17 protein-coding genes are annotated in these 24,914 nt (G+C 65.1%); 8 read left to right on the top strand and 9 right to left on the bottom strand.

The window, feature by feature from the left end; translation table 11 throughout:
- Nucleotides 1-156 precede the first annotated feature (156 nt).
- Nucleotides 157-2,439, top strand: coding sequence for an NADP-dependent malic enzyme (locus V5F77_RS09435; RefSeq protein WP_429005092.1), 2,283 nt, complete (start codon nt 157-159; stop codon nt 2,437-2,439).
- Nucleotides 2,440-2,518: 79 nt separating this feature from the next.
- Here V5F77_RS09435 and V5F77_RS09440 read toward each other — a convergent pair whose 3' ends face one another.
- Together V5F77_RS09440 and V5F77_RS09445 are read right to left on the bottom strand one after the other, a co-directional pair.
- Nucleotides 2,519-3,826, bottom strand: coding sequence for a cell wall hydrolase (locus V5F77_RS09440; RefSeq protein ID WP_429005093.1), 1,308 nt, complete (start codon nt 3,824-3,826; stop codon nt 2,519-2,521).
- Between the two features lie 69 nt (nt 3,827-3,895).
- Nucleotides 3,896-4,831 (bottom strand): ArgK/MeaB family GTPase, encoded by a 936-nt coding sequence (locus tag V5F77_RS09445; protein WP_429005094.1) that lies wholly within the window; start codon nt 4,829-4,831, stop codon nt 3,896-3,898.
- 519 nt (nt 4,832-5,350) lie between these two features.
- Between V5F77_RS09445 and chrA the strand changes: the two genes are divergently transcribed.
- Together chrA and V5F77_RS09455 are read left to right on the top strand one after the other, a co-directional pair.
- Entirely contained in the window at nt 5,351-6,505 is a 1,155-nt protein-coding gene (chrA, locus tag V5F77_RS09450; RefSeq protein ID WP_429005095.1) for a chromate efflux transporter, read from the top strand.
- Nucleotides 6,506-6,625: 120 nt separating this feature from the next.
- Entirely contained in the window at nt 6,626-6,967 is a 342-nt protein-coding gene (locus V5F77_RS09455) for a rhodanese-like domain-containing protein (RefSeq protein WP_429005096.1), read from the top strand.
- Nucleotides 6,968-7,069: 102 nt separating this feature from the next.
- On the opposite strand, the gene V5F77_RS09460 is transcribed toward V5F77_RS09455, so the two are convergent.
- From V5F77_RS09460 to V5F77_RS09470, 3 genes are read right to left on the bottom strand one after another with little or no spacing between them, the layout of a single operon-like run.
- The gene (locus V5F77_RS09460) at nt 7,070-8,200 is read right to left on the bottom strand and encodes a response regulator (RefSeq protein ID WP_429005097.1); all 1,131 of its coding nucleotides are present in this window, start codon (nt 8,198-8,200) and stop codon (nt 7,070-7,072) included.
- The gene (locus V5F77_RS09465) at nt 8,200-8,637 is read right to left on the bottom strand and encodes a response regulator (protein WP_429005098.1); all 438 of its coding nucleotides are present in this window, start codon (nt 8,635-8,637) and stop codon (nt 8,200-8,202) included. The genes V5F77_RS09460 and V5F77_RS09465 overlap by 1 nt, the downstream gene beginning before the upstream one ends.
- Nucleotides 8,630-10,060, bottom strand: coding sequence for a sensor histidine kinase (locus V5F77_RS09470; RefSeq protein ID WP_429005163.1), 1,431 nt, complete (start codon nt 10,058-10,060; stop codon nt 8,630-8,632). Before V5F77_RS09470 ends, V5F77_RS09465 begins: the two co-directional genes overlap by 8 nt.
- Before the next feature lie 316 nt (nt 10,061-10,376).
- On the opposite strand from V5F77_RS09470, the gene V5F77_RS09475 reads away from it, so the two are divergent.
- Entirely contained in the window at nt 10,377-11,762 is a 1,386-nt protein-coding gene (locus V5F77_RS09475) for a glutamine synthetase family protein (protein ID WP_429005099.1), read from the top strand.
- Nucleotides 11,763-11,907: 145 nt separating this feature from the next.
- Nucleotides 11,908-15,228: an autotransporter outer membrane beta-barrel domain-containing protein gene (locus V5F77_RS09480; RefSeq protein WP_429005100.1), complete on the top strand. Its 3,321-nt coding sequence runs from the start codon at nt 11,908-11,910 to the stop codon at nt 15,226-15,228.
- Between the two features lie 418 nt (nt 15,229-15,646).
- On the opposite strand, the gene rpoD is transcribed toward V5F77_RS09480, so the two are convergent.
- The 3 genes from rpoD to V5F77_RS09495 all read right to left on the bottom strand — a co-directional run bounded on the left by rpoD (nt 15,647) and on the right by V5F77_RS09495 (nt 20,480).
- A complete protein-coding gene (rpoD, locus tag V5F77_RS09485) occupies nt 15,647-17,650 on the bottom strand; it encodes an RNA polymerase sigma factor RpoD (protein WP_429005101.1) in 2,004 nt (667 codons plus the stop codon).
- A gap of 205 nt (nt 17,651-17,855) precedes the next feature.
- Nucleotides 17,856-19,778, bottom strand: coding sequence for a DNA primase (dnaG, locus tag V5F77_RS09490; RefSeq protein ID WP_429005102.1), 1,923 nt, complete (start codon nt 19,776-19,778; stop codon nt 17,856-17,858).
- A gap of 243 nt (nt 19,779-20,021) precedes the next feature.
- Nucleotides 20,022-20,480: a GatB/YqeY domain-containing protein gene (locus V5F77_RS09495; RefSeq protein WP_429005103.1), complete on the bottom strand. Its 459-nt coding sequence runs from the start codon at nt 20,478-20,480 to the stop codon at nt 20,022-20,024.
- Between the two features lie 198 nt (nt 20,481-20,678).
- Here V5F77_RS09495 and carA point away from each other — a divergent pair, with 198 nt between their 5' ends.
- Nucleotides 20,679-21,884: a glutamine-hydrolyzing carbamoyl-phosphate synthase small subunit gene (gene carA / locus V5F77_RS09500; protein WP_429005104.1), complete on the top strand. Its 1,206-nt coding sequence runs from the start codon at nt 20,679-20,681 to the stop codon at nt 21,882-21,884.
- A 58-nt stretch (nt 21,885-21,942) separates the two neighbouring features.
- Here the strand turns inward: carA and V5F77_RS09505 are convergent, their stop codons facing one another.
- The gene (locus V5F77_RS09505) at nt 21,943-22,632 is read right to left on the bottom strand and encodes a GntR family transcriptional regulator (protein WP_348847416.1); all 690 of its coding nucleotides are present in this window, start codon (nt 22,630-22,632) and stop codon (nt 21,943-21,945) included.
- Between the two features lie 315 nt (nt 22,633-22,947).
- On the opposite strand from V5F77_RS09505, the gene V5F77_RS09510 reads away from it, so the two are divergent.
- Together V5F77_RS09510 and frc are read left to right on the top strand one after the other, a co-directional pair.
- Entirely contained in the window at nt 22,948-23,418 is a 471-nt protein-coding gene (locus V5F77_RS09510; RefSeq protein ID WP_429005105.1) for a CBS domain-containing protein, read from the top strand.
- A 211-nt stretch (nt 23,419-23,629) separates the two neighbouring features.
- Nucleotides 23,630-24,859, top strand: a complete 1,230-nt coding sequence (gene frc / locus V5F77_RS09515) for a formyl-CoA transferase (protein WP_429005106.1) — start codon at nt 23,630-23,632, stop codon at nt 24,857-24,859.
- The last annotated feature ends 55 nt before the right edge of the window (nt 24,860-24,914 follow it).

Below are 24,914 nucleotides of genomic sequence, written 5' to 3' on the forward strand. Positions count from 1 at the left end.
GCTGCACCTTCTTCAGTCTGTGGTTGCGCTCGAAAGAGCCGCAGCGGGCTTTCAGGTCATGAAAAACGTAGCGCTTGCCCGTGACATCCCTGCCGCCGAGGGCTACCGTGCCGCCGGATTTGAAACAAGCGGTGTGAAGAAGGGTTGGGGAAGGGAATGGCGTCCAACATCTCAGATGATCTGCGCTCGGGTGCTCTTATCTATCATCGCCTGCCCCGGCCCGGAAAACTCGAAATTCAGGCCACCAAGCCCTTGGGCAATCAGCGCGACCTCGCGCTCGCCTATACCCCCGGCGTGGCTGCCGCCTGCCTCGCGATCCAGGCCGACCCGCTCCAGGCGGCCGAGCTGACCATCCGCGCCAATCTCGTGGGCGTGGTTTCCAACGGCACCGCCGTGCTCGGCCTCGGCAATATTGGCCCGCTCGCCTCCAAGCCGGTGATGGAAGGCAAGGCGGTTCTGTTCAAGAAGTTCGCCGGCATCGACGTGTTCGACATCGAGATCGCCGCGAACGAGGTGGACCACATCGTCGAGACGGTGGCGGCGCTCGAACCCACGTTCGGCGGCATCAACCTTGAGGACATCAAGGCGCCGGAATGCTTTGAGGTGGAGAAGCGCCTGCGCGAGCGCATGAAGATCCCGGTGTTCCACGACGACCAGCACGGCACGGCGATCATCGTCGGCGCGGCGGTCCGCAACGCGCTGGAGATCGGCAACCGCAAGATCGAGGAACTGAAGATCGTCACCTCGGGCGCGGGTGCGGCCGCGCTTGCCTGCCTCAACCTGCTGGTGATCCTCGGCGCGAAGCGCGAGAACATCTGGGTCTGCGACATCGAGGGCGTGGTCTATGAGGGCCGTGAGACCCTCATGGACCCCTACAAGTCGGTCTACGCCCAGAAGACCGACGCCCGCTCGCTCGGCGAAGTCATCGACGGGGCGCACATCTTCCTCGGCCTGTCCGCCGGCGGCGTGCTGACCAAGGACATGGTGAAGCGCATGGCGGATCGCCCGCTGATTCTGGCGCTCGCCAATCCCACGCCCGAGATCATGCCGGAAGAGGCGCGCGCCGCGCGCCCCGACGCGATGATCTGCACCGGCCGGTCGGACTTCCCGAACCAGGTCAACAACGTCCTGTGCTTCCCCTACATCTTCCGTGGCGCGCTGGATGTCGGCGCCACCGACATCAATGCCGAAATGAAGATGGCGGCGGTGGAGGCGATCGCGGCGCTGGCCCGTGAAACGCCCTCCGACGTGGTGGCCCGCGCCTATGGCGGTGAGACCCGCTCGTTCGGCGCCGATTCCATCATCCCCTCGCCGTTCGATCCGCGCCTGATCCTGCGCATTGCGCCGGCGGTGGCGCGTGCCGCCATGGAAACCGGCATCGCCACCCGGCCGATCGCCGATTTCGAGGATTACATCGGCAAGCTCGATCATTTCGTGTTCCGCTCCGGCTTCATCATGCGCCCCCTGTTCGCCCGCGCGAAGCAGGACAAGAAGCGCGTGATCTATGCCGAGGGCGAGGACGAGCGCGTGCTGCGCGCCGCCCAGGCGGTGGTGGAAGAAGGCATCGCCCGTCCGATCCTGGTCGCGCGGCCGACCGTGCTCGAAACCCGCTTGCAGCGCTTCGGCCTTTCGATCCGGCCGGGCGTGGATTTCGACCTCATCAATCCCGAGGACGACCCGCGCTATCGCGACTATGTGCGGACCATGGTGGAAGTGGCCGGCCGCCGGGGCGTGACCCCCGATGCGGCGCGCACGCTGGTGCGCACACATGCCACGGTGATCGCGGCGCTCGCGGTCTATCGCGGCGAGGCGGACGCCATGCTGTGCGGCATCGAAGGCCGCTTCATGCGCCACCTGCGTCAGGTCCGGGACATTATCGGCCTCGCGCCGGGCGTCCACGAACTGGCGGCGCTGTCGCTGCTCATCACGCCCAAGGGCAATTTCTTTATCTGCGATACGCAGATTCAGAGCGAGCCGACGCCGGCCGACCTTGCCGAGATGACCATCCTGGCCGCCGCCCATGTGCGCCGGTTCGGACTGGAGCCGCGCATCGCGCTGCTGTCCCATTCCAACTTCGGCTCGCATGAGACCCATAGCGCCAAGCGCGTGCGCGCGGCGCTCGACCTGATCATCCAGCGCGATCCCTCGCTGGTGGTGGATGGCGAGATGCAGGCCGATGCTGCGCTGCTGGAAGAGATCCGCCAGCGCACCTTCCCAGGCTCGCGCCTGATCGGGGCGGCGAACGTGCTGGTGATGCCGGACCTCGATTCCGCCGACATCGCCTACAACATGATCAAGGTTTTGGGCGATGCGCTTCCGGTCGGCCCGATCCTGATGGGCACGGCGAAGCCCGCCCATATCCTCGGCCCATCGGTGACGACCCGCGGTATCGTCAACATGACGGCGGTCGCGGTGGTCGAGGCGCAGGGCGCGCTCTGACCTCGGCTTTCGTCTTCTGAATAAAGAAACGGCCCGGGAGATGCTCCCGGGCCGTTTTCATGTGCGCGTGCCGTGCCCGTCACCCGTCCCAGCGGCGCGGGCGATAGAAGGTGTGCACGCCGATCCGGTCCAGCTTGCGCATCTCGCGCACCCAGCTCGGCCGCACCCAATAGGCGTGATAGTGGGTCGCCCGCCCGACGCTGGAAAGCCAGAGCTTGCCGTCCAGCATGTCGGAGGCGATCTGCTTCGCCTGGACCCACATGTCGGGCTCGCGGATCACGTCCTTCACATCATCGCAGGCGAAGGTGAACTGGCAGGCGAGATGGCGGTGGGCGTTCTGATAGACGGTCTTGCAGACGTCGTTGGGATAATAGCCCGAGAACACCCGGTTCATCACCACCTGGGCGACCGCGATCTGTCCGCGCTTGGGTTCGCCCCGGCTCTCGAAATAAATGGCCTCGGCGAGGCACTTTTCCGCCCGTGCGCGCGCCGGCCCATCCAGGCTGAGGCGTTCGGCGGGGCTGCGGTCGCCCGCCGCGATACCGTCGGTTTCCTCGTCGCCGGGGGGGACTGGAGGCATCGGCGGAAGCGGCGCGGCGCTCGGCGGCAAGGCCGCATATTCGAAGGCGAGGGGTGGGAACAGGGCACCGCTGAGGCCGAACACCACACGCATATCATGCACGATCGGCATGTCCCGCGATGCCTGGATGCCCTGTGCGGCACCCTCGCTCGCGTCGAGCGAGAGGCCGGCACTGTAGGGCGCCTCGAGCTCGGCGCTGTCCAGCGTCGCACCGGGAGGCGGCGGTTCGCCGAAGATCAGGGCCTGCGGCGGGTCTTCGGCGACGTCGAGTTCGCTCATGTCGGGACCGAACGTCGGCGGTCCCTGGTCGTCGGCGGCCATGCTCTCCTCGTCGAGGCCCGGCAGGCTCAGCACCAAATCCAGTGCGAGCTCGAGGTAGGCGGCATCGGCGTTGGGGGAAGGGCCGAACACGGTTGGCGTGTCCACGTCCTCCCGGTCGGAAAGCAGTCCTGCCGGATCGCTCGCGGGCAGGGCGCCGCCCAGCACCAACGGTGGAGGATAGGCGTAGGTGGCGTCGCCGAAGGACGTCACGGCGGGACTCGCCAGAGCGGCAATCTGCGTTTGCGCCTGCGGCTGCGGCGTGGCGGGATCGAGGACGCCGCCGGCCAGGGGCTCGGGCCATTCCAACGTCGCGACGCGCAGCGCGCGCATTGGTCCGGAGAGCAGCCCGCCCTGGGCTCGTTCGGCCGCCGCGCGGGAGAGAAAGATATCGGACGGCAGCATCTGCGGGCGCGCGGCCGTCGCGACGAGGCAGCCGACCGCAGCCAAAAGGCAGGCCGGCAGACGCACGCCGAAATACACACCCATGAGATCGCCCTCGCCAGGGAAGCCGGTGAACGAACGCCGGCGCCTGGAGAGAAAAATCTCCTATCAACCTTACGAGCGGGTTAAGCGTGCCGCGAATGCCGCCTCACGGGCGAAGGGGCCGGTCTCTGCAACCGCCATTCTGCGGGCGAAGGCCAGCCCTTCGGTGCCGAAGCGCAGGCGAATCGCCTCCTCCACCCAACGCTCTGCCTGCCCGGCGCGTTGGGTTGCCAATCGCCCGTCCTGCTCAAGATGGGCCCGATGGGCGGCGATGGCTGCGTCGAACGCCTCCAGCCCCTCGCCGCTGGCGGCAGAGAGGCGGATGACAGGTACGGTCCAGTCGGTCGGCAGGCCGCCGAGGGAGAGCGCCCCGCTGACATCCGCCGCGGCGCGCCGGGCGATGTCCGCCATGTCGGATTTGGTGACGACGATGATGTCTGGCAATTCCATCACGCCCGCCTTCATGAACTGCAGGCTGTCCCCCGAGGCCGGCTGGATGCACAGGACCACGGTATCCGCCACGAGCCCGATATCGGCCTCCGACTGGCCAACACCGACGGTCTCGACGATCACGAGGTCGAACACGGCACGCAGCAGCACCACGGCGGCCACCGCGTCATCGGAGAGGCCGCCGAGACGATCGCGCGCTGCCATGGACCGCACGAAGACGCCACGGTCCTCGGGATCGGTCTGGATGCGCGCCCGGTCGCCCAGCAAGGCGCCGCCGGTGCGGCGGGAGGAGGGGTCCACAGCCAACACCGCCACCGTCCGCCCGTCTGCCCGGGCGCGGCGCACCAGGGCATTGGTGAGGGTGGATTTGCCGACCCCCGGCGGGCCGGTCAGGCCAAGCACAAGCGCACGGGCCTCCCGCGCGGCGCGATCCAGCAGCGCGACCAGGGGGGCGGTGCCGCGCGCGGTTTCCACCGCTGCCAGCGCCAGGGCCATCACGCGCTTGCCGCCGGCGCGTAGGGTTTCAAGGTCGGGGATTTTGGGAGAGAGGGCAGGCATGGAGCGGAGACTAGAGCATGGTTCCCGTAGGATCGAGAGCCGCCGCGGCCGCCGGCGCGGGCGGACCAAATAAAAAGGCGCCGGCTTACGCCGGCGCCTTTCCACTGATCGGACACGTGCGGGGGAACGACCCGATCAATAGCCCTTTTTGCGGCGCGTCGGGACGGAGCATCACCAAACCCGAAGCCACCTCGCCCTGTCCTCTGCAACGCGGGGATGCAGGGACAAGGTGTCAATTGTTGGTTCGACCGTACCGGGGCCAACATGAACGAGAGATGAGCAAGCCACTCAGATCAAGTTCATTAGAGGTAATAAAATAGCGCAATGTGCCTTAAAGGCACGATAAGACGCATCGCGGCTTGCCCCACCCTATTGTTTTCATTCACAGATGCGAGATCGCAGCGCGAGGCGTCGACGGCGCGGCCACGCCGCGCGCGTCCCGCTCCGCCTGTGGAGATATTGAAAATGGACCTGCAATCTCCGCGTGCATTAAACATCGAGAAAATGTTTAATTTGTTCTTGGTCTTTCTACGTCTGGGATTTACCGCGTTCGGCGGACCGATTGCCCATCTCGGTTATTTCCGCGAGGAGTTCGTGGTGCGCCGTGCCTGGCTCTCGGACCGTGCCTATGCCGACTTGGTCGCGCTATGCCAGTTCCTGCCCGGGCCAGCCTCCAGCCAAGTGGGCATGGCGATCGGCCTCATGCGGGCGGGCGTGCCTGGGCTTGTCGTGGCCTTCGTCGGTTTCACGCTGCCGTCCGCAGTTCTCATGACGGTGTTCGCGCTCGTGCTCGACAGCGTGGGTGGGCTCGGGACAGCGGGATGGGTTGCCGGGCTGAAGGCGGCCGCCGCGGCGGTCGTTTGCCACGCTGTCCTGGGCATGGCTCGCAGCCTGTGCCCGGAGCGGCGGACCACCTCCATCGCCCTGTGTGCGGCGGCCCTTGCGGTGCTGCTGCCGGGCACCACGGGCCAATTGCTGGCCATCGGCCTCGGCGCCCTTGCCGGCTATGGCGCGTTGCACGCGATGGCGGCCACGGGCAGCGAGCCGTTTCCGCCGCTGGGCATCTCGCGCGCCATGGCGGTGACGGCACTGGTCGTGTTCGCGGCGTGCCTGCTGGGCCTGCCGCTCGCGGCGCGGCTGCTGCACTCGAACGGCCTGGAACTGGCGGAGCGCTTCTTTCGTGTCGGTGCGCTGGTGTTCGGCGGCGGCCATGTGGTGTTGCCGCTGCTGGATGCGGAAACGGTGGGGACCGGACTGGTCTCCAAGGACGCCTTTCTTGCCGGCTATGGAGCGGCCCAGGCCATGCCCGGGCCACTCTTCACTTTCGCGGCGTTCCTTGGCGCGGCGGCCCAACAGCCGCCGAGCGGCGTGGCGGGCGCCCTCGTCGCCTTGCTGTCCATCTTCGCTCCCTCGGCGCTGCTGGTGATAGGAGCGGTGCCATTCTGGGAGCGTCTGCGGGCCGCCCCGGCCGCGCGCCGTATCCTGGCCGGCGTCAATGCCGCGGTGGTGGGCCTCCTCGGTGCCGCACTGTGGACCGTGGTGCTGCCGGAAGGCGTCACCGGCGCAGCGGCGTTTGCCGTTGCGCTCGCTTGCTATCTCGGACTTGCGGTCTGGCAGGTCCCGGCCTGGGCCGTGGTGGGCGCGGCGGCGCTGGCCGGCGCTCTGGTTTTGTAACGGTCCACCTCTGTCGCGCCGCCGCCGGGCTCGCGCGTTTTGTGTGTGAGCTTGCCTCAAGGTCCCCCTTGCGGAGCAGCGTAGGCTTCTCCACTTTCAAGTTTTTCCAGGACCGATCTCATGAGCGAACCCAATCCCTTCGGCGGCCGCATCACCCACCTCACGCCCGCCGAGGTAAAAGCCGGCATGGAGGATGGCCGCATCCTCCTCATCGATGTGCGCGAGCCCGACGAAATCCGCGCCGAGCGCATTCCCGGCGCTGCCGTCATGGCGCTGTCGGCCTTCGACGCCGCCGCGCTGCCGGACGCGCAGGGAAAGCAGATCGTGTTCTCGTGCCGCTCCGGCCAGCGCTCGCAGCGTGCGGCGGCGATCGCCCAGGCGTCAGGCCAACAGCTTGAACAGCATATGCAGGGCGGCATCCTCGGCTGGAAGCAGGCCGGTTTCCCCACAGAGCGCGGCTGAGACGAGAGGGCGTTTTCAAACGCCGCACTTTGCGAAAACGCCCGGGTCTTTGAAACGGCAAGGTTGGTCACGCGTGCCGGTGTCCGACCGACGCTGCGAAACCTAGAATCCAGTGGATGTGGATGGGGCAAGCGGGAACCGCAGGGCGACGCGCGTGCCCTGCGTGCGCGGCTCAAAGGCCAGCTCCGCCCCGAGCTTGTTGGACATCGCCCGCACGATCCGGTTGCCGAGGCCACTGGACTTCGCAGCATCGCCGGGCGCGATGCCGGTACCGTCGTCCTCCACCGCGAGCAGGATCTGCTCGCCCAGGCAACGCAGCTCCACCCGGACCGGGCCTGAACCGCCGGGATAGGCATATTTCGACGCGTTGATCACGAGTTCCGTCACGATCACGCCCACCGCGACCGCGCGATCAGGATCGATTTCGAGCGGATCGGCCTCGATCGAAAGGGTGACGCCAAATTCGCCGTGCCTGGCGGAAATCTGCAGGTCCTCAAGCAAGGATGACAGATACTGGTCCGCTGCAACCGAGGTGACTTGGTCGGAGGTATAGAGACGACGGTGAACCTGAGCGACTGCGGCAACGCGCCCGCGCGCCGCATTCAACGCGTCTTGGACCTCGGCATTGTCGGTGGCACTCGCCTGAACATGCAGCAGGGAGACGATGATCTGAAGCGAGTTTCCGACGCGGTGGTTCATTTCGCGCAGCAGCAGCGCACGCTCGGCGGCCAGCGCCTCGAACCGATCGCGTGCCGCGCGAATTTCCGCTTCAGCGGCCTCGTGCGCCTTGCGCATCTTCACCGCATCGAGCGCGGCGGCCAGCGCCGAGCGCAACAATTCGATGAAGTCGCCCTGCACCTCCTTGATCACATAGTCGGCGGCACCAGCCTTCAGCGCCGCTACGGCGATGCGGCTTTCTTGCGTGCCGGTGACATAGACCACGGGCGGTGGGTCGGGCAGCGCGCGCATGGCAGCGAGCGTCTCCAGACCGTCCTGCCCCGGCATGTAATGATCGAGCGCCACCACGTCGATATCGCCCCGCGCCAGGCGGGCGAGCCCTTCGGTGCCGGAGGTGGCGGTTTCCACGACAAAGCCGAGCCGGTTGAGCTGGCGCTGCACCAGCCGGCCGAGGCCAGGATCGTCGTCGATGTACAAGACCCGAACGCCGGGGCCGCCCGCAGCATCGGCATGCTCGGGCTGGGCGATCTCGTCGGGCTGCGCCGCATGGGGCATCACTTCGCCTTCGGCACCTGGATCACGGAAAAGAACAGGCCCAATTGGCGGATCGCATTGGCGAAGTTCTCGTAATTGACCGGCTTGGTCACATAGACGTTCGCGCCGAGATCGTAGCAGCGCTGGATTTCCACCTTGTCGTCGGTGGTGGTGAGGACGACCACCGGAGACAAGCGCAGATGCTCGTTCTCCTTGATGCGCCGGAGAATATCGACCCCGGTCATGTCCGGCAGGTTGAGATCCAGCAGCACCAGCAGCGCGCGGCCGGCATTGTGAGCGGCGGTACCATCTGGGCCGAAGAGAAAGTTCACCGCACTCGTACCGTCGGTGAACGGCATGATCTCGTTCAACACGCCGGCACGGCGGATGTTTTTTTCGATCAGACGGGCATGCCCCTCGTCATCTTCGATCATGATGATGGTGACGTGCTCAGTCATTCTTTCCCTCTTCGGCATTTAGCAGGAGACGGCGCGGCAGCGTGACCTTGAAAGTCGTGCCGCGACCAAGCTCGGAATCCATCATGATCGCGCCGCCCATTCGTCGCACCAAGGTCCGTACATGTGCAAGTCCGATGCCTTCCCCCGGTCGATCCTGGGGACCCGAGCGGCGGAACAATTCGAAGACGCGCACCTTGTCCCGCGGATCGATGCCGCGCCCATTGTCGCTCACGATGAAGGTGACGTAGCCCGGCGTCTCGCTCGCGGAAACGTCAATTCTTCCTGGAACATCAAGGCGTAGGTATTTCACAGCGTTGTCTATCAGATTTGTGAAAATCTGTTCCAGGGCCATTCGGTCGCTGATGATCGAGGGCAAACGCGCGACTTTCAGGGTCGCGTCGCGCTCGATCAGTTGATGCGCCATGGTTGCGCCGATCCCCTCCAGCAGCGGGGTCATGTCCACCTGCACCGGATGGAACTCGGCGCGCCCCTGGCGCGACAGGTCCAAGATCGCCTTGATGAGGCGGTCCATCTTTGTGATCGACGCCTTGATGAAGCTGAACGCCTCCTCGAAGTCGCGGCCGAGCTCGGCGTCGCGGGCCTCATTTTCGTCGCCCGCCTTCTCCCGCAAAGCCGCAAGCCGATCGAACAGATCTGTCCGCAACGCTTCCAACTCGCTGGTGAAGCCCATGATGTTCACCAGCGGCGAGCGCAGATCATGACTGACGATATAAGCGAAGCTCTGGATCTCGTTATTGGCCTCCTGGAGATCGGCGGTGCGCTCGATCACCCGCCGCTCCAGGCTCTGGTTGGCCTGGGCCACCTCCTTGTGCGCCTGGCGCAGCGCGGACGTGTTGCGCTGGACTAACTGCATCGACAGGCCGGCAAGCCCGATGATGGTCACCACGCCAACCAGGTTCACCAGCAGCAGCCACAGGCTGGTCCGGTTGGATGAGGTGGTGCGCTGGCCGAGCAGGCGCTCCTCCTCCTCTTTCATGGCCTCGACCCGCGCGGTGATCTCGCGCATCAGCGTCTCGCCCTCGCCCGTCCGCACGATGTGCATCGCCTCGTCCGCGCGGCCGGCCTTGAACAAGTCGACGGTCTGGCGCAGCTCGGCGAGCTTCTTTTCGATGCTCGGTTCGAGCGCCGACAGGGCGATCTGGCGCGCACCGTTGTCGGTGGTGCTTGCGCGCGCCTGGTCCAGCGCCTGCGGCACCTCGGCCAGCGTCTCCTCAAAGAACTGCAGATAGCTCGCATCCCCGGTCAGCAGGTAGCCGCGTTGCGCGCTCTCCGCGCGCCGCACCATGACCTGCAGCTGCGAGAGGGTGTTTTCCACCCGCAGCGTGTGGCTGACCTGGGCGGTGTCCTCCTTGGTGCGGTTGACCAGCCAGATCGATGCCGCACTGATCGCGATCAAAACCACAAATCCGGCTGCGAGAACGGCGCTTTGGTTCAAGCTGCGCGAACGGCGCAGGGATTCAAGAAGAGGCAGAGGCGTCAAGGATAGGGTCTCCGGGAAGCGAGGCCTCATGCATGCAGTGAGGTCTGCGCATGGCGGCAACGATCGGCTGCGATTCCCCCCGGAGCGAGCGGGGCAAGAATAGCGTGAATGCGGATGTGGAAACAACGGCCGTCTAGAGAAGTTGCAGCAGATGAAAAATAAAGGCAGAGCCCCAGCTTGTAGGTTCTGTGCCGACGCGCTTGGATAAGCGCGCGATCAAAATGCAAGTTGGAGTATCATGCAGCACCCCGGAGCCGGCACCCATCCTCAGGATGCCAATGCGACCAGCGTCCTTGGCGAAGCCGAAGCCTATGTTCAGGCCCATGGCGTGCCGGATATCGTCGAAGTGCTTTTGCCGGATACCAGCGGCGTGCTGCGTGGCAAATGGCTTCCGGGCCATGCGCTCTCCAAGGTGTGGGATGCCGGCGTTCCGATCCCGCTTTCCATCTTTGGCCTCGACGTCTGGGGCTGTGAGGTTGCTGAAACCGGCATCCATCTGGAGACGGGGGACAGGGACGGGCTATGTTGGCCGGTTGCGGGCACGCTGAAGCCCGTACCCTGGTCGCCGCGTGCGGCGGCGCAGGTGCTGATCACCATGCACGAGCCGGACGGAACGCCCTGGGTGCTCGACCCGCGCCAGCAATTGACGAAGATTGTGGATCGGCTTGCCGCCCTCGGCCTGACGCCGTGTGTCGCTTTCGAGCTGGAATTCTATTTGCTGAAGCCCGGTGCGGAGGGAGCGCCGCCGGAGCCGGTGTTCCCCGCCACCGGGCAGGCGCGACAGAACATGTATGCCATGTCCGATCTCGATGCCTTCGCCCCGGTGCTGCACGACATGCGTGCTGCCGCGGAGGTCCAGGGCCTGCCCACCGACACGGTGATCTCGGAAGCGGCGCCGGGCCAGTTCGAGGTCAATCTCTATCATCGCGCCGACGCGCTGAAGGCGGCCGACGAGGCGATCCTGCTGCGCCGCGCCATCGAGGGCGTCGCCCGCAAGCATGGGCTGCGTGCCACCTTCATGGCCAAGCCCCTGGCCGATTTCGCAGGCAACGGCATGCATGTCCATGTCAGCATGCAGGACCGCGACGGCCGCAACGTTTTCGCGCGCGAGGGCGGGGAGGGGGATCGGCTGTTGCGTCACGGCGCCGGCGGCCTGCTCGCCACCATGGCCGATGCGACGCTGCTGTTCGTGCCGAGCTTCAACGGCTATCGCCGTCTCGTGCCGGGGTCCTACGCGCCCACCGGCATCACCTGGGGCTATGACAATCGCTCCGTGGCCGTGCGGGTGCCCAACGGGCCGCCGCAGGCCAAGCGCCTGGAGCATCGCATTGCCGGCGCCGAGGCCCATCCGCATCTCGTGCTGGCGGGTATCCTCGCGGGTCTTCTGGAGGGCATCGAGGCGCAGATCGAGCCGCCCGAGCCGTTGATCGGCAATGCCTATGATTACGACGTGCCCCGCCTCTCACCCTCCATGGCGGAAGCGGTGCAGCGCTTCGCCACCTCGGATTTCATCGCCCGTGCCTTCGGCGAAGAATATCGCCGGGTCTATTCCGTGATGAAGCAGGCGGAGCTGGACGCCTTTATGCGGGTGATCCTGCCGCTGGAATACGAGACCTATCTATAAAATTGTGCCTCGCCTCATCCGGTAGCATGGTAAGCCTTGACCGTGCTAAACGCCACGCCTAGCGTTTCTCGCGGATAGGCTTGGGGGGCTTCTCGTGCGATTCCTATGTGTGATGTGCAGGCGTTTTTTAGCGCCCGCACCTCTGGTGCTTCTGCTTCTGGCTGCAAGCAACGGTGTCGTATTGGCGCAGAGCGCTGCGCTCGGCTGGAATCTTTATGACAGCTACACTACGTCCTATATCGTTCCTTATGCGACAGACCTGAGTCAGGCCTTGGCGAATGCCGCAGCGGGGAAACCTGGCCAGTCGCTGACTGTTGCCATGTCGATCAATGGCGGCCCGGCCTTCTATCCCACCCTGGACACCGGCTCGACCGGCATCGCCGTGGGGACGCAGGACTTCATCAACAAAAACCAGGCCATCCCCGTTTCGAACGGTACGGTCGGCTGGGTGTTCTACAACAGCACCGATGTCCTGCTGACCGGATACTTCACGAACGCCACTGTGTCGTTCAGCGGCAGCAAGGTGGATGGAACGAGCACCCAGACCGGCGTGACGGTCGCCACGGACACGATGCCCATCCTGGTGGTGACGCATAGCCAGTGCCTCAACCCCGAGAGCGTGAACGGCTGCCCGGCTGGGAGCGTCAATTCGCCGAACTCCAGCCCCGTCACCGCCACGCCGAACTGCACGACCGGGGTCAATTGCGCCGGCGCGCTGATGATGGGGGTGGGCTTCGACCGCAATACGATGGGGGAGGGAACCGTCGACGTGTCGAACACGACGCAGGCGATCAAGGTTCTCAACGGCAAGCCCACGACGTCGGCGATCTACAACCCGTTCCTCAATATCAGCGGCATGAACGAAAATACGGTCCGCCGCGGCTACATCATCACCCCGACCCAGGTCGAACTCGGGCTGACCAGCTCCAATACCTCGGCGGAAGCCTTCACCTATGGCCAGCTCGCCCTCGCGAACCCGGCAGTGGCCGGTGGTCCCGACAATTGGCAGGCGGTGCAGGCGCAGGTGACGATTCAAGTGCCCGGGAGCAGCACCGTGTCAGGTACCGGCACGCTGCTCATGGATACCGGTGTGACGGACGCCTTCGTCGAGGTGCCCGGAGCGCCGGACGGCGTGGCGCCCGCAAACACGACGATCAGCATCTCCTTCGTCGGCGGCAGCGCCACCTACAGCGTCACCACGGGGACCACCAATCCCCAGCTCCCCGGCGTGGTCAATCTGTTCAGCCCGTCGAGCCAGTTCGTGAATTCCAGCCTGCACACCTATGCCGGCTTCGACGTCCTGTACGATGCCGACGGCGGCTTCATCGGCATCGCGAAGAACGACTTCAGCGACAAGACAAAAACCAATGTGCAGCAGCTCATCGCCGCCCAGGGCAATCTTGCGCTGACGCAGGACTTCGCCACCAATCTGCCGGTCCTCCTCATGGGCGCGAGCACCGTCTCCACCACCGGAGCGGCCACTTTTAACAGCCCGATTTCCGGCTTCACGGGGGCGGAGACCCTGGCCCTGGCCGGGGGCACCATTTATCTGAACGGCAGTATCACGAACGTCGGGTCGGTGTCGGTGATCGGCGGGACCGCGGTGCTGAACAATGCCGGTACTGGCGCGGTTTATTCCGGCGCGCTGAATATCGCGAAAGGGGCGGCGTTCCAGTCCTTCGCGGTGAGTGACACCAGCGGTAACGCAACCGGGGGCTACAGCATTGCAAGCGGCGCCACGCTCACCAATGCCGGCACCTTCACTGCGACCACCGTGGTGCAGAGCGGCGGCGTCACCACCGGCAGCCAGCAGGGCATGCTGATAAACGACGGCACGATCATCAATACCGGCATCATCAACGCCGACATCGTCAACAACGGGGCGTTCACCAATAACGGAACGTTGAATGGCACCGTGACCGTGACCGGAACCCATTCCGGCAGCGGCACGGTGACGAACCTGCTCGCCCAGACCGGCTCGACGGTGGCCCCCGGCAATTCCATCGGCAAGATCCTGGTCGGCAACAATGCCGCCTTCGCATCTGGCTCGACGCTGCTGATGGAGCTTGGCGCGAATGGCGCTTCGGACCAGATCCTGGTTGGCGGGGCGGTGATTTCGGACGGGGCGATGGTGCATCTCAAGCCGGGCGCCGGCTTCTTGCCCCAATATGGCGCCACCTACACCTTGATCACCGCCAGCAGCATTTCCGGCTCTTTCGTCTTTGCCGGAAATTCCGAGATCGGAACCGTCGGCTCGCTCTATCCCTTCCTCGGCGCCGATTTTTCGGTCTCGGGAGGTGATCTGGTGGCAACCCTCGGCCGCAGCGCCGTTCCATTCACGGCGCTGGCCCAGACACCCAACCAGGCAGCGACCGCGTTCGCGGCCGACCATCTGTCGGCCTCATCTCCTCTTACCGCCGCGCTCGCCACGTTGACCGCCGGCGCCGCGCCCGCCGCTTTCTCATCCCTTTCCGGCGACGTGCACGCCACCGCCCAAAGCGTGCTGCAGACCCAATCCACCTATGTGCGGGACGCCATCTCCGGCCGCTTGAGGCAGGCCACGTCGGGAACGGTCGTCGGCGATGCCCCGACGACGGCCGCGCTGGCCTCGCTCGGCGCCACCTTGTGGGCGCAGGCCTATGGTGGTTGGGGTGACAATGACGGCGATGCCAACGCCTCCGGTTATTCCAGCTCCATCGGCGGGTTCCTGATCGGGCTCGACGGCGCATGGGCCGACTGGCGCCTCGGTCTTGCGGCGGGCTTCGGGCAGAGCACGTTCGACCTTGATTCCACTCCCGCAAGCGGCTCCAGCGACACGTACGACTTCGCGCTCTATGCCGGCCGCAGCTTCGGCGCGAGCGCCTTGGGGACATGGGCGGTGCGCCTCGGCGCCGCCTATTCCTGGCACGACATCTCCACCGACCGCACCGTCGTGCTGCCGGGCCTCGCCCAGGCCTACAGCGCCGGATACGCCGGACGAACCGGGCAGGTCTTCGGTGAACTCGGCTACGGCTTTGCGCTGCCGACGCTGGGTACGGCGTCGGTGCTGGAACCTTTCGCGGGCTTCTCCTATGTCACCCAATCCACCAATGGCTTCACGGAAAGCCTGGGCGTCGCCATGCTGTCCGGCCGGGATGCCGATTTCGACACGCTGAGCACGGTGCTCGGCGTGCGAGGATCGACCGCGCTTCGGCTTGGGGCCTTGCCGGCGCTGACCTTGTCCGGAACCCTCGGCTGGCAGCATGCCTTCGGCGACCTGACGCCCACCACCACCCTGGCTTTCGCCGGTTCGCCGGTGGCCTTCACCGTCGCCGGCGCGCCGCTCTCCGAGGATGCGCTGGTGGTCGGCGCGGGCCTCACCACCAAGCTCGGCGCGGCGATGGACCTCGGGGTCTCCTACACCGGCCAGGTCGCGTCCAACCTCACCGAGAATGCGGTGAAGGGGAACTTCACCTGGCGCTTCTAGATGACTTTGCGCTTCTAGATCACGCGCCCGTTCTGGATCATTTGGCGGTTCTGACGCACCGCCCGCGCGGACGTCGCGGGGCGCCTGGGTTTGCGGCAGATCAAAGCGCGGGGGAGGGGACGGCTTAGCTTCCGTTGCAGGAAGGGAAACGTGCCATGCCTGCAGATGTAGCAATCGCCATTACCGCAATCGTCCTGGCTTTCGTCGGCTTCGCCGGCGTGCTCGCTTGGGCCGACCATTTCACCAATTCCGCGAAACCCTGAAGAATCGGAACGCGGACATGAAAAAAGGCCCGGCGCTTGCCGGGCCTTTTTATTTGGAACGTCGAAGCGCCCGCTGATACCAAAGCCCATGCGTTTGGCCTCATAGGCCTAGGGTCAAGCCCTCTCGGCACCGGTCGAAACCGGGACCGTTGGCCTCAATTATCCAGGAACGAGCGCAGCTTACGCGAGCGGCTGGGGTGCTTGAGCTTGCGCAGGGCCTTGGCCTCGATCTGGCGGATACGCTCGCGCGTCACGCTGAACTGCTGGCCCACCTCTTCCAAGGTGTGGTCGGTGTTCATGCCGATGCCGAAGCGCATGCGCAGCACGCGTTCCTCACGCGGCGTGAGCGAGGCGAGCACGCGGGTGGTGGTCTCCCGCAGGTTCGACTGGATCGCCGCGTCGATGGGCAGGATCGCGTTCTTGTCCTCGATGAAGTCGCCGAGGTGGCTGTCCTCCTCGTCGCCGATGGGCGTTTCGAGGGAGATCGGCTCCTTGGCGATCTTGAGAACCTTGCGCACCTTTTCGAGTGGCATGCCCAGCTTCTCGGCCAGCTCTTCCGGGGTCGGCTCACGGCCGATCTCGTGGAGCATCTGGCGGGAGGTGCGCACGATCTTGTTGATGGTCTCGATCATGTGCACGGGAATGCGGATGGTGCGCGCCTGATCGGCGATCGAGCGGGTGATGGCCTGCCGAATCCACCAGGTGGCATAGGTCGAGAATTTGTAGCCGCGCCGGTACTCGAACTTGTCGACCGCCTTCATCAGGCCGATGTTGCCTTCCTGGATCAGGTCCAGGAACTGCAGGCCGCGGTTCGTGTACTTCTTGGCGATGGAGATGACGAGGCGCAGGTTGGCCTCGACCATTTCCTTCTTGGCCTGACGGGCTTCCTTCTCGCCCTTCTGGACCATCTGGACGATCTTGCGGAATTCCAGGATCTCCAGCGCCGTCTCGGTGGCGAGGGCGTGGATGTCGCCGCGCAGATCCTTGATGCCGTCCTTCTCGTGAGCGACGAACGCCTTCCAGCCCTTGGAGCCGAGCTTGGAGACCCGCAGCACCCATTTCGGGTCCAGCTCATAGCCCTGGTACTGCTTGAGGAAGTCCTCGCGCTGCACGCCATAGCTCTCGGCGAGGCGCAGCAGGCGGCCTTCCAGGCCCACCAGGCGCTTGTTGATCTCGTAGAGCTGCTCCACCAGGGCGTCGATGCGCGCCTGGTTGAGGGAGAGCGACTTCACGTCGAGGACGAGGTCTTCCTTGAGCTTCTTGGCCTTGCGCTCCTGCGCCGGGGACAAGGTCTCGTTGTTCAGCTTGGATTCGACATTCTGGTCCTGCAGGCGCCGCAGCTTCTTGTAGCTGTCGGCGATGCGGTCGAACGTCTCCACGACTTTGGGCTTGATCTCGGTTTCCATGGCGGCGAGCGACAGGGAATTCTCCATGTCGTCCTCGTCGTCGCCGGGAGAGGCGCCGTCGCCCAGCAGGCCGTCTTCGCCTGCTTCGGGGGCAAGCGCGGTCTCGCCTTCCATGGCGGCCGGCGGCACGTTCTTGCCTTCCGGACCGGCATAGGTGGCTTCGAGATCGATGATGTCGCGCAGCAGCACGCGGCCTTCGGTCAGCTCGTCGCGCCAGATGATGATGGCCTGGAAGGTCAGCGGGCTTTCGCACAGACCGGCGATCATCGCTTCGCGACCGGCCTCGATGCGCTTGGCGATGGCGATTTCGCCCTCGCGCGAGAGCAATTCAACCGTGCCCATCTCACGCAGATACATGCGCACCGGATCGTCGGTGCGCTCGGCCGGCTCGGATTTGGTCTCGGAGCGGGCGACCGCGCGGGGCGCGGCTTCGGTCAGCTCGCCGCCCTCGACCTCTTCCGGCTCGTCGGCGGCTTCGGTCTCTTCCGCTTGCTCTTCTTCGGCGGCCTCTTCGGCTTCAACGACATTGATGCCCATGTCGTTGAGCATGGCGAGGGTGTCCTCGATCTGCTCGGACGTCACTTCCTCGGATGGCATCACTTCGTTGAGCTGCTCATAGGTCACATAGCCGCGGCGCTTGGCATTCTTGATCATTTTCCGAACGGCCGCGTCCGACAGGTCGAGCAACGGCCCGTCGGGGCTGTCGTTCTCCTTCTCCGGCGCTTCGGTCGCTTCGGTCGCCTGCTTCGCCATGGACATCTCCTGACAAGTCGCCGCGTGTCTTCCACGGCGAAATGGCGACGCACCCCCACGAGGACCGCGCCGCCTTCCTTAATATCGTTTGGGCGACCCTAGAGCCGTCCCGTTAAAGCAGCCTGAACCCGATCGCTGGTGAAAGCGGAAGGTTCCATTTGCGCAGCACACCACACTGCGGCAAGAAAGGGTCACACTCGGTGAATCACACCGACCGCGCAGAGCCGCGTCCAGACGACGCGCCGAACCCCTCAACCAGGGCTTCGGTCCCCTCTACGGCCGAGAGGCGTTCCCGCACATCGCGCAGCCACGCAAAATTGGCTTCGCTCGGGTCGTCTCCCAGAGAGCGTTCAGCCTCCCTCAATTCTCTAGATAACGCGTAAGCCTTGCGATGCAAGGCCGTACACTGGCTCCACCAGAGCCTGACATCCTCCGCGCCGGTATCTGGATATGCCGGCCAGTCCATTCTGGGGTTTGCGACCGACCGCGCTCGCCGAATCAGGGCGTCGACGCCCATTTTTTCCAACTGCCGGGCGAGGGTCTGCGAATCGGTCGCCTTGCCCTCCATATGGGCATCGAGCAGGGCGCGGCGCAGGGTGTCGGCGTCCGCATTGGCGAACGGAAGATCGGCGATATCCTCACCGTTTTCGTCCATCAGCCAGGGATGGTTGAGCAGGCAGAACAAAAGCAGCGCCTCGCCGCGTGGCAGCGAGGAGAGCGGACCGCGAACCAGCGCCGTGCGCGACAATTCCCCGCCGCCGCGCACCACAAGGGGCTCCTCGCGCGGCTTGAACCGCCCTGTGCGCATATCCGGGTTGCGTGAACGGCCCGCGGCAACAAATCCCCGCGCCTCGCGCGGTGGGGCGAGCAGCCGCTTCAGCCGCTCGTTCAAATCCTGGCGATAATGGCGGCGGACATTGTCGTCGGCGATGCTGGCGGCCACTTCGCCGATTCGCGCTTCAAGGGCGGCGCGGCGCTCCGGGGTTTCCAGATTGGCGCCTTCGATCTCGCGCGCCCACAGCATGGAGGCCAAAGGTTCGGCGCGCGCGAGCACGTTTTCCATCGCTTCGCGACCGCTGCGGCGGATCAGATCGTCCGGATCCTGTCCCTCGGGGAGCATGCCGAAGGACAAACTGCGGCCGGGCTTCAAATGGGGCAGGGCAAGATCGATGGCGCGGAAGGCGGCGCGCCGGCCCGCCTTGTCGCCGTCGAACAGCAGCAAGGGCTCATCCGCCATGCGCCACAGCAATTGAAGCTGGTCCTCGGTGAGCGCGGTGCCGAGCGGGGCGACCGTGCCATCAAAGCCCGCTTCCACCATGGCGATCACATCCACATAGCCTTCCACGGCGATCACCCGCGCGCCCTTATGGGCCGCGGCGCGGGCGGAAAAACCGTTGTAAAGCAAGGACCCCTTGTGGAAGAGTGGGGTCTCCGGCGAATTGAGGTATTTCGCCGCCACCTCTTTTTCCAGCGCCCGGCCGCCGAACGCCACCACCCGGCCCTTGAGGTCGGTGATGGGGAACATCACGCGGTCGCGGAAACGATCATAGGGCACGGGAATGTCGTCGCCCGCGATCAGCAGGCCGGTCTCGACCATGTCAGAGACGCTGACGCCCATCTTGCCCAGCGCTTCCTTGAGGGCGTAACGATCCGCCGCGGCATAGCCGAGGTGGAAGCGCTTCTGGGTGGCGGGGCCGAGTTCACGGTCGGCAAGGTAGCCGCGGGCCTTGGCGCCGGCGCGGGCCTGGAGAGTGTCCTCGAAATAGCTGGCGGCGAGCGCCATCACCTCGTGCAGCGTGCGGCGGCGTTCCTCCTTGGCGGCAGCCTCCGGCGTCACCTGGGGCAGGGACAGGCCGGCCATGGAGGCAAGGCGCTCCACCGCCTCGGAGAAGGGCAGGCCCTCGGTCTCCATCAGGAAGTCGAACACGTCGCCATGCTTCCCCGACGAGAAGCAATGGTAGAAGCCCTTCTGATCATTGACGAAGAAGGATGGTGTCTTCTCGGCATTGAAGGGCGAGAGACCGGCGAACTCGCGCCCCTGCTTCTTCAGCTTGACGCGCCGACCCACCACTTCCGACACGGGAAGCCGTGCGCGGATCTCATCAAGGAATGAGGGTGGAAAGCGCATGGGCTGGGTGTCGACTCGCGTCTCATGCGCATTTTAGCGCGGGAATGGACAATCGGGCACCATAGCGCAGGCGCGGGCCCGTTTCCCGTCTATGCCCGCTATCCCCTCAATTCACAGGGGCTGGCCTTCCTGAGGCAAGGCTCCCTCAGTGATCTAAATGCTCCTCTCCCGTGTGCGGGAGAGGGTTGGGGAGGCACAGGCAAGCCTGCGCGGGGCGTAACCGCCCCCTGCGCGCGCCTGCGCTCACGCCGCCGTCAACGCGTCCTTGACCCAGGCCGAGGCCTTGCCGAAATCGATGGCGCCGGCGTAGCGCTCTTTCAGCACCGCCATGGTGCGGCCCATGTCCTTGATGCCCTTGGCCTCGATCTCGGCGACCACATGGGCGATGATGGCGCGAGTTTCGTCCTCGCCCAACTGGCGCGGCATGAAATCCTGGATCACGGCGATTTCGGCCCGCTCCTGCTCGGCAAGCTCGGGGCGATTGTTCTCGGTGTAGATTCGCGCGCTCTCTTCGCGCTGCTTCACCATTTTGGCGAGCAGGGCGCGCAGATCGTCATCGCTCAGCGGGTCCTTGCCCTGGCCGCGCGCCTCGATGTCGCGGTCCTTCAGGGCGGCGTTGACCAGCCGCAGCGTGGAAAGGCGCACCTTGTCGTGGGCCTTCATCGCATCCTTAAGAGCGGTGTTAATATCGTCGCGAAGCAATGTCTGTCCTCTTGAAGCTGTAGCGCGGCCGAATGGGTTCGTCGCGGGGCGGCACGCGGCGGCAGTTGGCGCCGGCAGGCCGTAAAGCTGCCCTCGACCCCGGATATACCCTGAAACCGGAAAAATCCCGAGCCCAATGGCTGGCTTCGTGCGCGAAGCACTGGAAGTGCGGCGCGTGACTCATTATCTAGGCGAGCCATGACCCAGGAACAAGATCACGCAAACGTCCCGGCCGAAGGCTGGGCCGAGCCGAAGCCGACCGCGCTTCTCGTGCTCGCCGATGGCACCGTGCTCGAAGGCTTCGGCCTCGGCGCTGTAGGAGAGGGTGTTGGCGAGGTGTGCTTCAACACCGCCATAACCGGCTATGAGGAAATCCTCACGGACCCCTCCTATTCCGGCCAGATCATCACCTTCACCTTTCCGCACATCGGAAATGTGGGGACCAACGAGGAGGACATCGAGACGGTGTCCATGGCCTCGGCGTCCGGCGTGCGCGGCGTGGTGCTGCGTACAGCAATCAGCGACCCTTCCAATTATCGCGCCACGCGCGGCCTCGACCAATGGCTGAAGGCGCGCGGCATCGCCGGCATCAGCGGCATCGACACGCGCGCGCTGACGGCCTTGATCCGCGACACGGGCATGCCCAACGGGGTCATCGCGCATGCGCCCGACGGCGTGTTCGATATCGCGGCGCTGAAGGAGAAGGCGCGCGTCTGGCCCGGCCTGGAAGGCATGGACCTGGTGCCCGGGGTCACCTCGGTGCAGCGCTTCGAATGGGACGAGACGCCTTGGCAGTGGAACGCCGGCTACGGCACCCGCACTGAGGGCAAGTTCCATGTGGTCGCCATCGATTATGGCGTGAAGCGCAACATCCTGCGCCTGCTCGCCCGCGCCGGCTGCCTGGTGACGGTGGTGCCTGCCACCACCACGGCGGAAGAGGTCATGGCGCTGAAGCCGGACGGGGTGTTCCTTTCCAACGGCCCGGGGGATCCCGCGGCGACGGGGGAATACGCGGTTCCGGTGATCCGCGACCTCATTGCGCGCGCCGTGCCGACCTTCGGCATCTGCCTTGGCCATCAGATGATTGGCCTTGCGGTGGGCGGGCGCACGCTGAAGATGCATCAGGGCCATCACGGCGCGAACCACCCGGTGAAGGACCTGACCACCGGAAAGGTGGAGATCACCTCCATGAACCACGGCTTCGCCGTCGATCGCGCGAGCCTGCCGGAAAACGCGGTGGAGACCCACGTCTCGCTGTTCGATGGATCGAATGCCGGGCTCTCGCTCGCCGACAAGCCAGTGTTCTCGGTGCAATACCATCCCGAGGCGAGCCCCGGCCCGCAGGACAGCCATTATCTGTTCGATCGCTTCGTCGAGCTGATGGCGAAGAACAAGGCGGCCTGACGCTCCTGGCGCTCCTCCCGAGGGGGAGCGCCATTGAGGCCCTTGGGCCGTCAAAACCTCAGTCCAGAAAATCCCCGTGCGCTTCCACATGCTTGGCGATGCCGAGCGTGTGCTCGCGCACGAGCCGTTCGGCCAGATCCCCGTCGCGCTTCTCGATCGCCTCGACGATGCGGGTATGATCGACGATGGAGCGCTGGGCGCGATGATCCTGGGCGATCGTCACCTTGCGCACGCCGCGCATGTGGGGAAACAGGCTGTCCGTTGTATCGGCGATGAGCTGGCAGCCGGACATGCGGATGATCTGCCGGTGGAAGGCGAGATTGGCCGCGGAATATTCCGAGACGAATTCTTCCGGGTTGCGATCTGCGAAGGCGCGGACATTCTCGCGCAGCATGCGAATTTCCGCGTCCGAGGCGTGCTGGCAGGCGAGGCGCGCGGCCATACCTTCGAGCGCTGCCCAGACCGTGATCATCTCCAGGATTTCCTGCTTGGTCTTGCGCACGACGAAGATGCCGCGACGGGGCACCGAGCGCACATAGCCCTCCTGCTCCAGCAAGGTCATGGCCTCGCGGATCGGGGTGCGCGAGACGCCGAGCTTTTCTGAGAGTTGTCGTTCCTCCAGCCGGATCTCCTCGGCGTGGCTATAGATGTCCATCTCCATGATGGCCGCCTTAAGCGCCTTGTATGCCTTCATGCGGAAGCTCGATTCGGTCTCGATCGGCTTCACGTTGATGTCCTGGTACGTCATCTCAACCCTTGCCCTGACAGCGCTGCGCGCGGCCCGTGACGCTCCGCCCGCCCGGCGGGCGATATACTTCATACTGTGATGGCATCGAATATAGCTTTGAGCAAGTAATGCCGGCAAAGCCAAGAGTCGCACCTGATTCCGCTGCAGTGCAGCGCAGGCAGATTGGAGTGATTCCGCATCGCTTATTGACATCACGTATTTTGCATACCAGCATATAGGCAATGATGTGGCTGGTTGCTCCCCTTGGGAGAGGCGTGGCCCGGGCCTTTGACAACCGCGGATCAACTGCGGGCGCATAAGGTGAGGAAACTGCTCATGATTACCGTCGATGACATTCTGCGCGAGAAGCGTGACACGCGCATCGTTACCGTGCGCATGCATGAGACCGTGGCGACCGCGGTGATGGTGATGAAGCGCGAGAATATTTCCAGCGTCGTGGTCAAGGATGTTTGCCGGACGGAAGGGAATACGGTCGTGGGCGTTTTCTCCGAGCGCGACGTGACACGCGCCCTGGCAGAGCACGGCGCCAACACCCCGAACGTCACTGTAGCCGTGCTGCTGAAGCGGGCGGTGGTTTCCTGCGGTCTGCAAGATTCCATCGCTACCGTGCTGCGGCTGATGAATGAGCATCAGGTGCGACATTTGCCGGTGATGGTGGAGCACAATCTGGTCGGCGTGATCAGCGCCACCGATCTCATGCGCCACTATCTGCACGAGGAAGAAGTGCAGACCCATGCCGAGCAGATCGACACCGGCCTGGTGGCCGGGCTCGCGGCGCTGCGCTGAGGCTGGCGCGGGCGTCCGCATCGTCTTTCGATAGAATTTTTGCAGATCGCCGCCGCAAAGGGTTTGCGACGGTGGAGTGACGGTGATATTTCTGTATTTGGCATACGAAATTCAATAGACGGCATATCATGCGACGTGCATGATCAAGCCGTTGCAAGCCGGCACAGATCGGCATCGCACAAGTCGTCGGGGACGGTTCCAGGGGTTTGGCATGAGCAAGGCACTTGATGGTGTGCGCGTGCTCGACATGACGCACGTGCAATCCGGTCCGTCGGCAACCCAATTGCTGGCCTGGCTGGGTGCCGACGTGATCAAGGTCGAGATGCCGCGCCGGGGCGATATCACGCGCACGCAATTGCGCGACAAGTCCAATGTGGACAGCCTCTATTTCACGATGCTCAACGCCAACAAGCGCAGCGTCACCCTCAACATCAAGTCGCAGCAGGGGCAGGACGCGTTGGTCCGCCTGATCGAGCGCTGCGACATCATGGTCGAGAATTTCGGCGCCGGCGTGCTGGAGCGCCAGGGGTTCTCCTGGGAGCGCATCGAAGCCATCAATCCCCGCCTGATCTATGCCTCCATCAAGGGCTTCGCCGAAGAGAGCGGGCTTGAGGCAAAAGCTTATGAAACCATCGCCCAGGCCATGGGCGGGGCCATGAGCACCACGGGTTGGCGCTCAGGTCCGCCCACGGCGGCGAGCGTGCAGGTCGGCGATACCGGCACCGGCATTCATTGCGTGGCGGGGATCCTCGCCGCGCTGTTCCAGCGCACCGTGACCGGGCGCGGGCAGCGTGTCGACGTCGCCATGCAGGACTGCGTCATGAACTTGTTGCGGGTCAAGCTGCGCGACCAGCAGCGGCTCGCCAGCGGACCGCTGACCGAATATCCCGGCGCGCCCGCGACCGACAGCGTACCGCGTGCGGGCAATGCTTCGGGTGGGGGCCAGCCGGGGGCGGCCCTGCGCTGCGCGCCAGGCGGCGAGAATGATTATTGCTATGTCATCATCCAGCCTCAGGGTTGGGCACCGCTGATGCGCCTGATCGGCCGCAAGGACCTGATCGACGACCAGCGGTTCGCCAGCCACGAGGCGCGGGCGCAGCGCCTGGAGGCGTGCTTCGAGCTGATCGAAGCCTGGACGCGTCAGCGCACCAAATTCGAGGTGATGAAGGCCCTGCAGGCCATCGATGTGCCCTGCGGCCCCATCCTGTCCACCAAGGATATCATGGAGGACCGCGCGCTTTACGACCGCGGCTTCCTCGTGGAGGTCCCCCATCCAGAGCGGGGGACCTATGTGACCGTCGCTTCCCCCATTCGCCTGTCGGACAACGACGTGCCGGTGGAGCGGGCGCCCCTGCTTGGAGAGCACACGGAAGAGGTGCTCTCCTGGGTCGGCTTCAGTGCCGAAGAACTCGCGACTATGCGCGCCACCGGCGTCGTGTAATCCGTCAACATGCCGCTCCAAGAGGGACAAGGGTGGAGCGGTTCATCTTTAAAAA

Origin of the sequence: Roseixanthobacter psychrophilus, from assembly GCF_043195195.1 — a bacterium.
Classification (GTDB): Bacteria; Pseudomonadota; Alphaproteobacteria; order Rhizobiales; family Xanthobacteraceae; genus NCEH01.

Bases quoted from the DNA above. Each gene is read 5' to 3' on its own strand.
- carA (WP_429005104.1), top strand. From the start codon at position 20,679: ATGACCCAGGAACAAGATCACGCAAACGTCCCGGCCGAAGGCTGGGCC.
- V5F77_RS09505 (WP_348847416.1), bottom strand. From the start codon at position 22,632: ATGACGTACCAGGACATCAACGTGAAGCCGATCGAGACCGAATCGAGC.
- V5F77_RS09445 (WP_429005094.1), bottom strand. From the start codon at position 4,831: ATGCCTGCCCTCTCTCCCAAAATCCCCGACCTTGAAACCCTACGCGCC.
- V5F77_RS09475 (WP_429005099.1), top strand. From the start codon at position 10,377: ATGCAGCACCCCGGAGCCGGCACCCATCCTCAGGATGCCAATGCGACC.
- V5F77_RS09455 (WP_429005096.1), top strand. From the start codon at position 6,626: ATGAGCGAACCCAATCCCTTCGGCGGCCGCATCACCCACCTCACGCCC.
- rpoD (WP_429005101.1), bottom strand. From the start codon at position 17,650: ATGGCGAAGCAGGCGACCGAAGCGACCGAAGCGCCGGAGAAGGAGAAC.
- V5F77_RS09465 (WP_429005098.1), bottom strand. From the start codon at position 8,637: ATGACTGAGCACGTCACCATCATCATGATCGAAGATGACGAGGGGCAT.
- dnaG (WP_429005102.1), bottom strand. From the start codon at position 19,778: ATGCGCTTTCCACCCTCATTCCTTGATGAGATCCGCGCACGGCTTCCC.
- V5F77_RS09510 (WP_429005105.1), top strand. From the start codon at position 22,948: ATGATTACCGTCGATGACATTCTGCGCGAGAAGCGTGACACGCGCATC.
- V5F77_RS09460 (WP_429005097.1), bottom strand. From the start codon at position 8,200: ATGCCCCATGCGGCGCAGCCCGACGAGATCGCCCAGCCCGAGCATGCC.
- V5F77_RS09440 (WP_429005093.1), bottom strand. From the start codon at position 3,826: ATGGGTGTGTATTTCGGCGTGCGTCTGCCGGCCTGCCTTTTGGCTGCG.
- V5F77_RS09435 (WP_429005092.1), top strand. From the start codon at position 157: ATGGCGTCCAACATCTCAGATGATCTGCGCTCGGGTGCTCTTATCTAT.
- frc (WP_429005106.1), top strand. From the start codon at position 23,630: ATGAGCAAGGCACTTGATGGTGTGCGCGTGCTCGACATGACGCACGTG.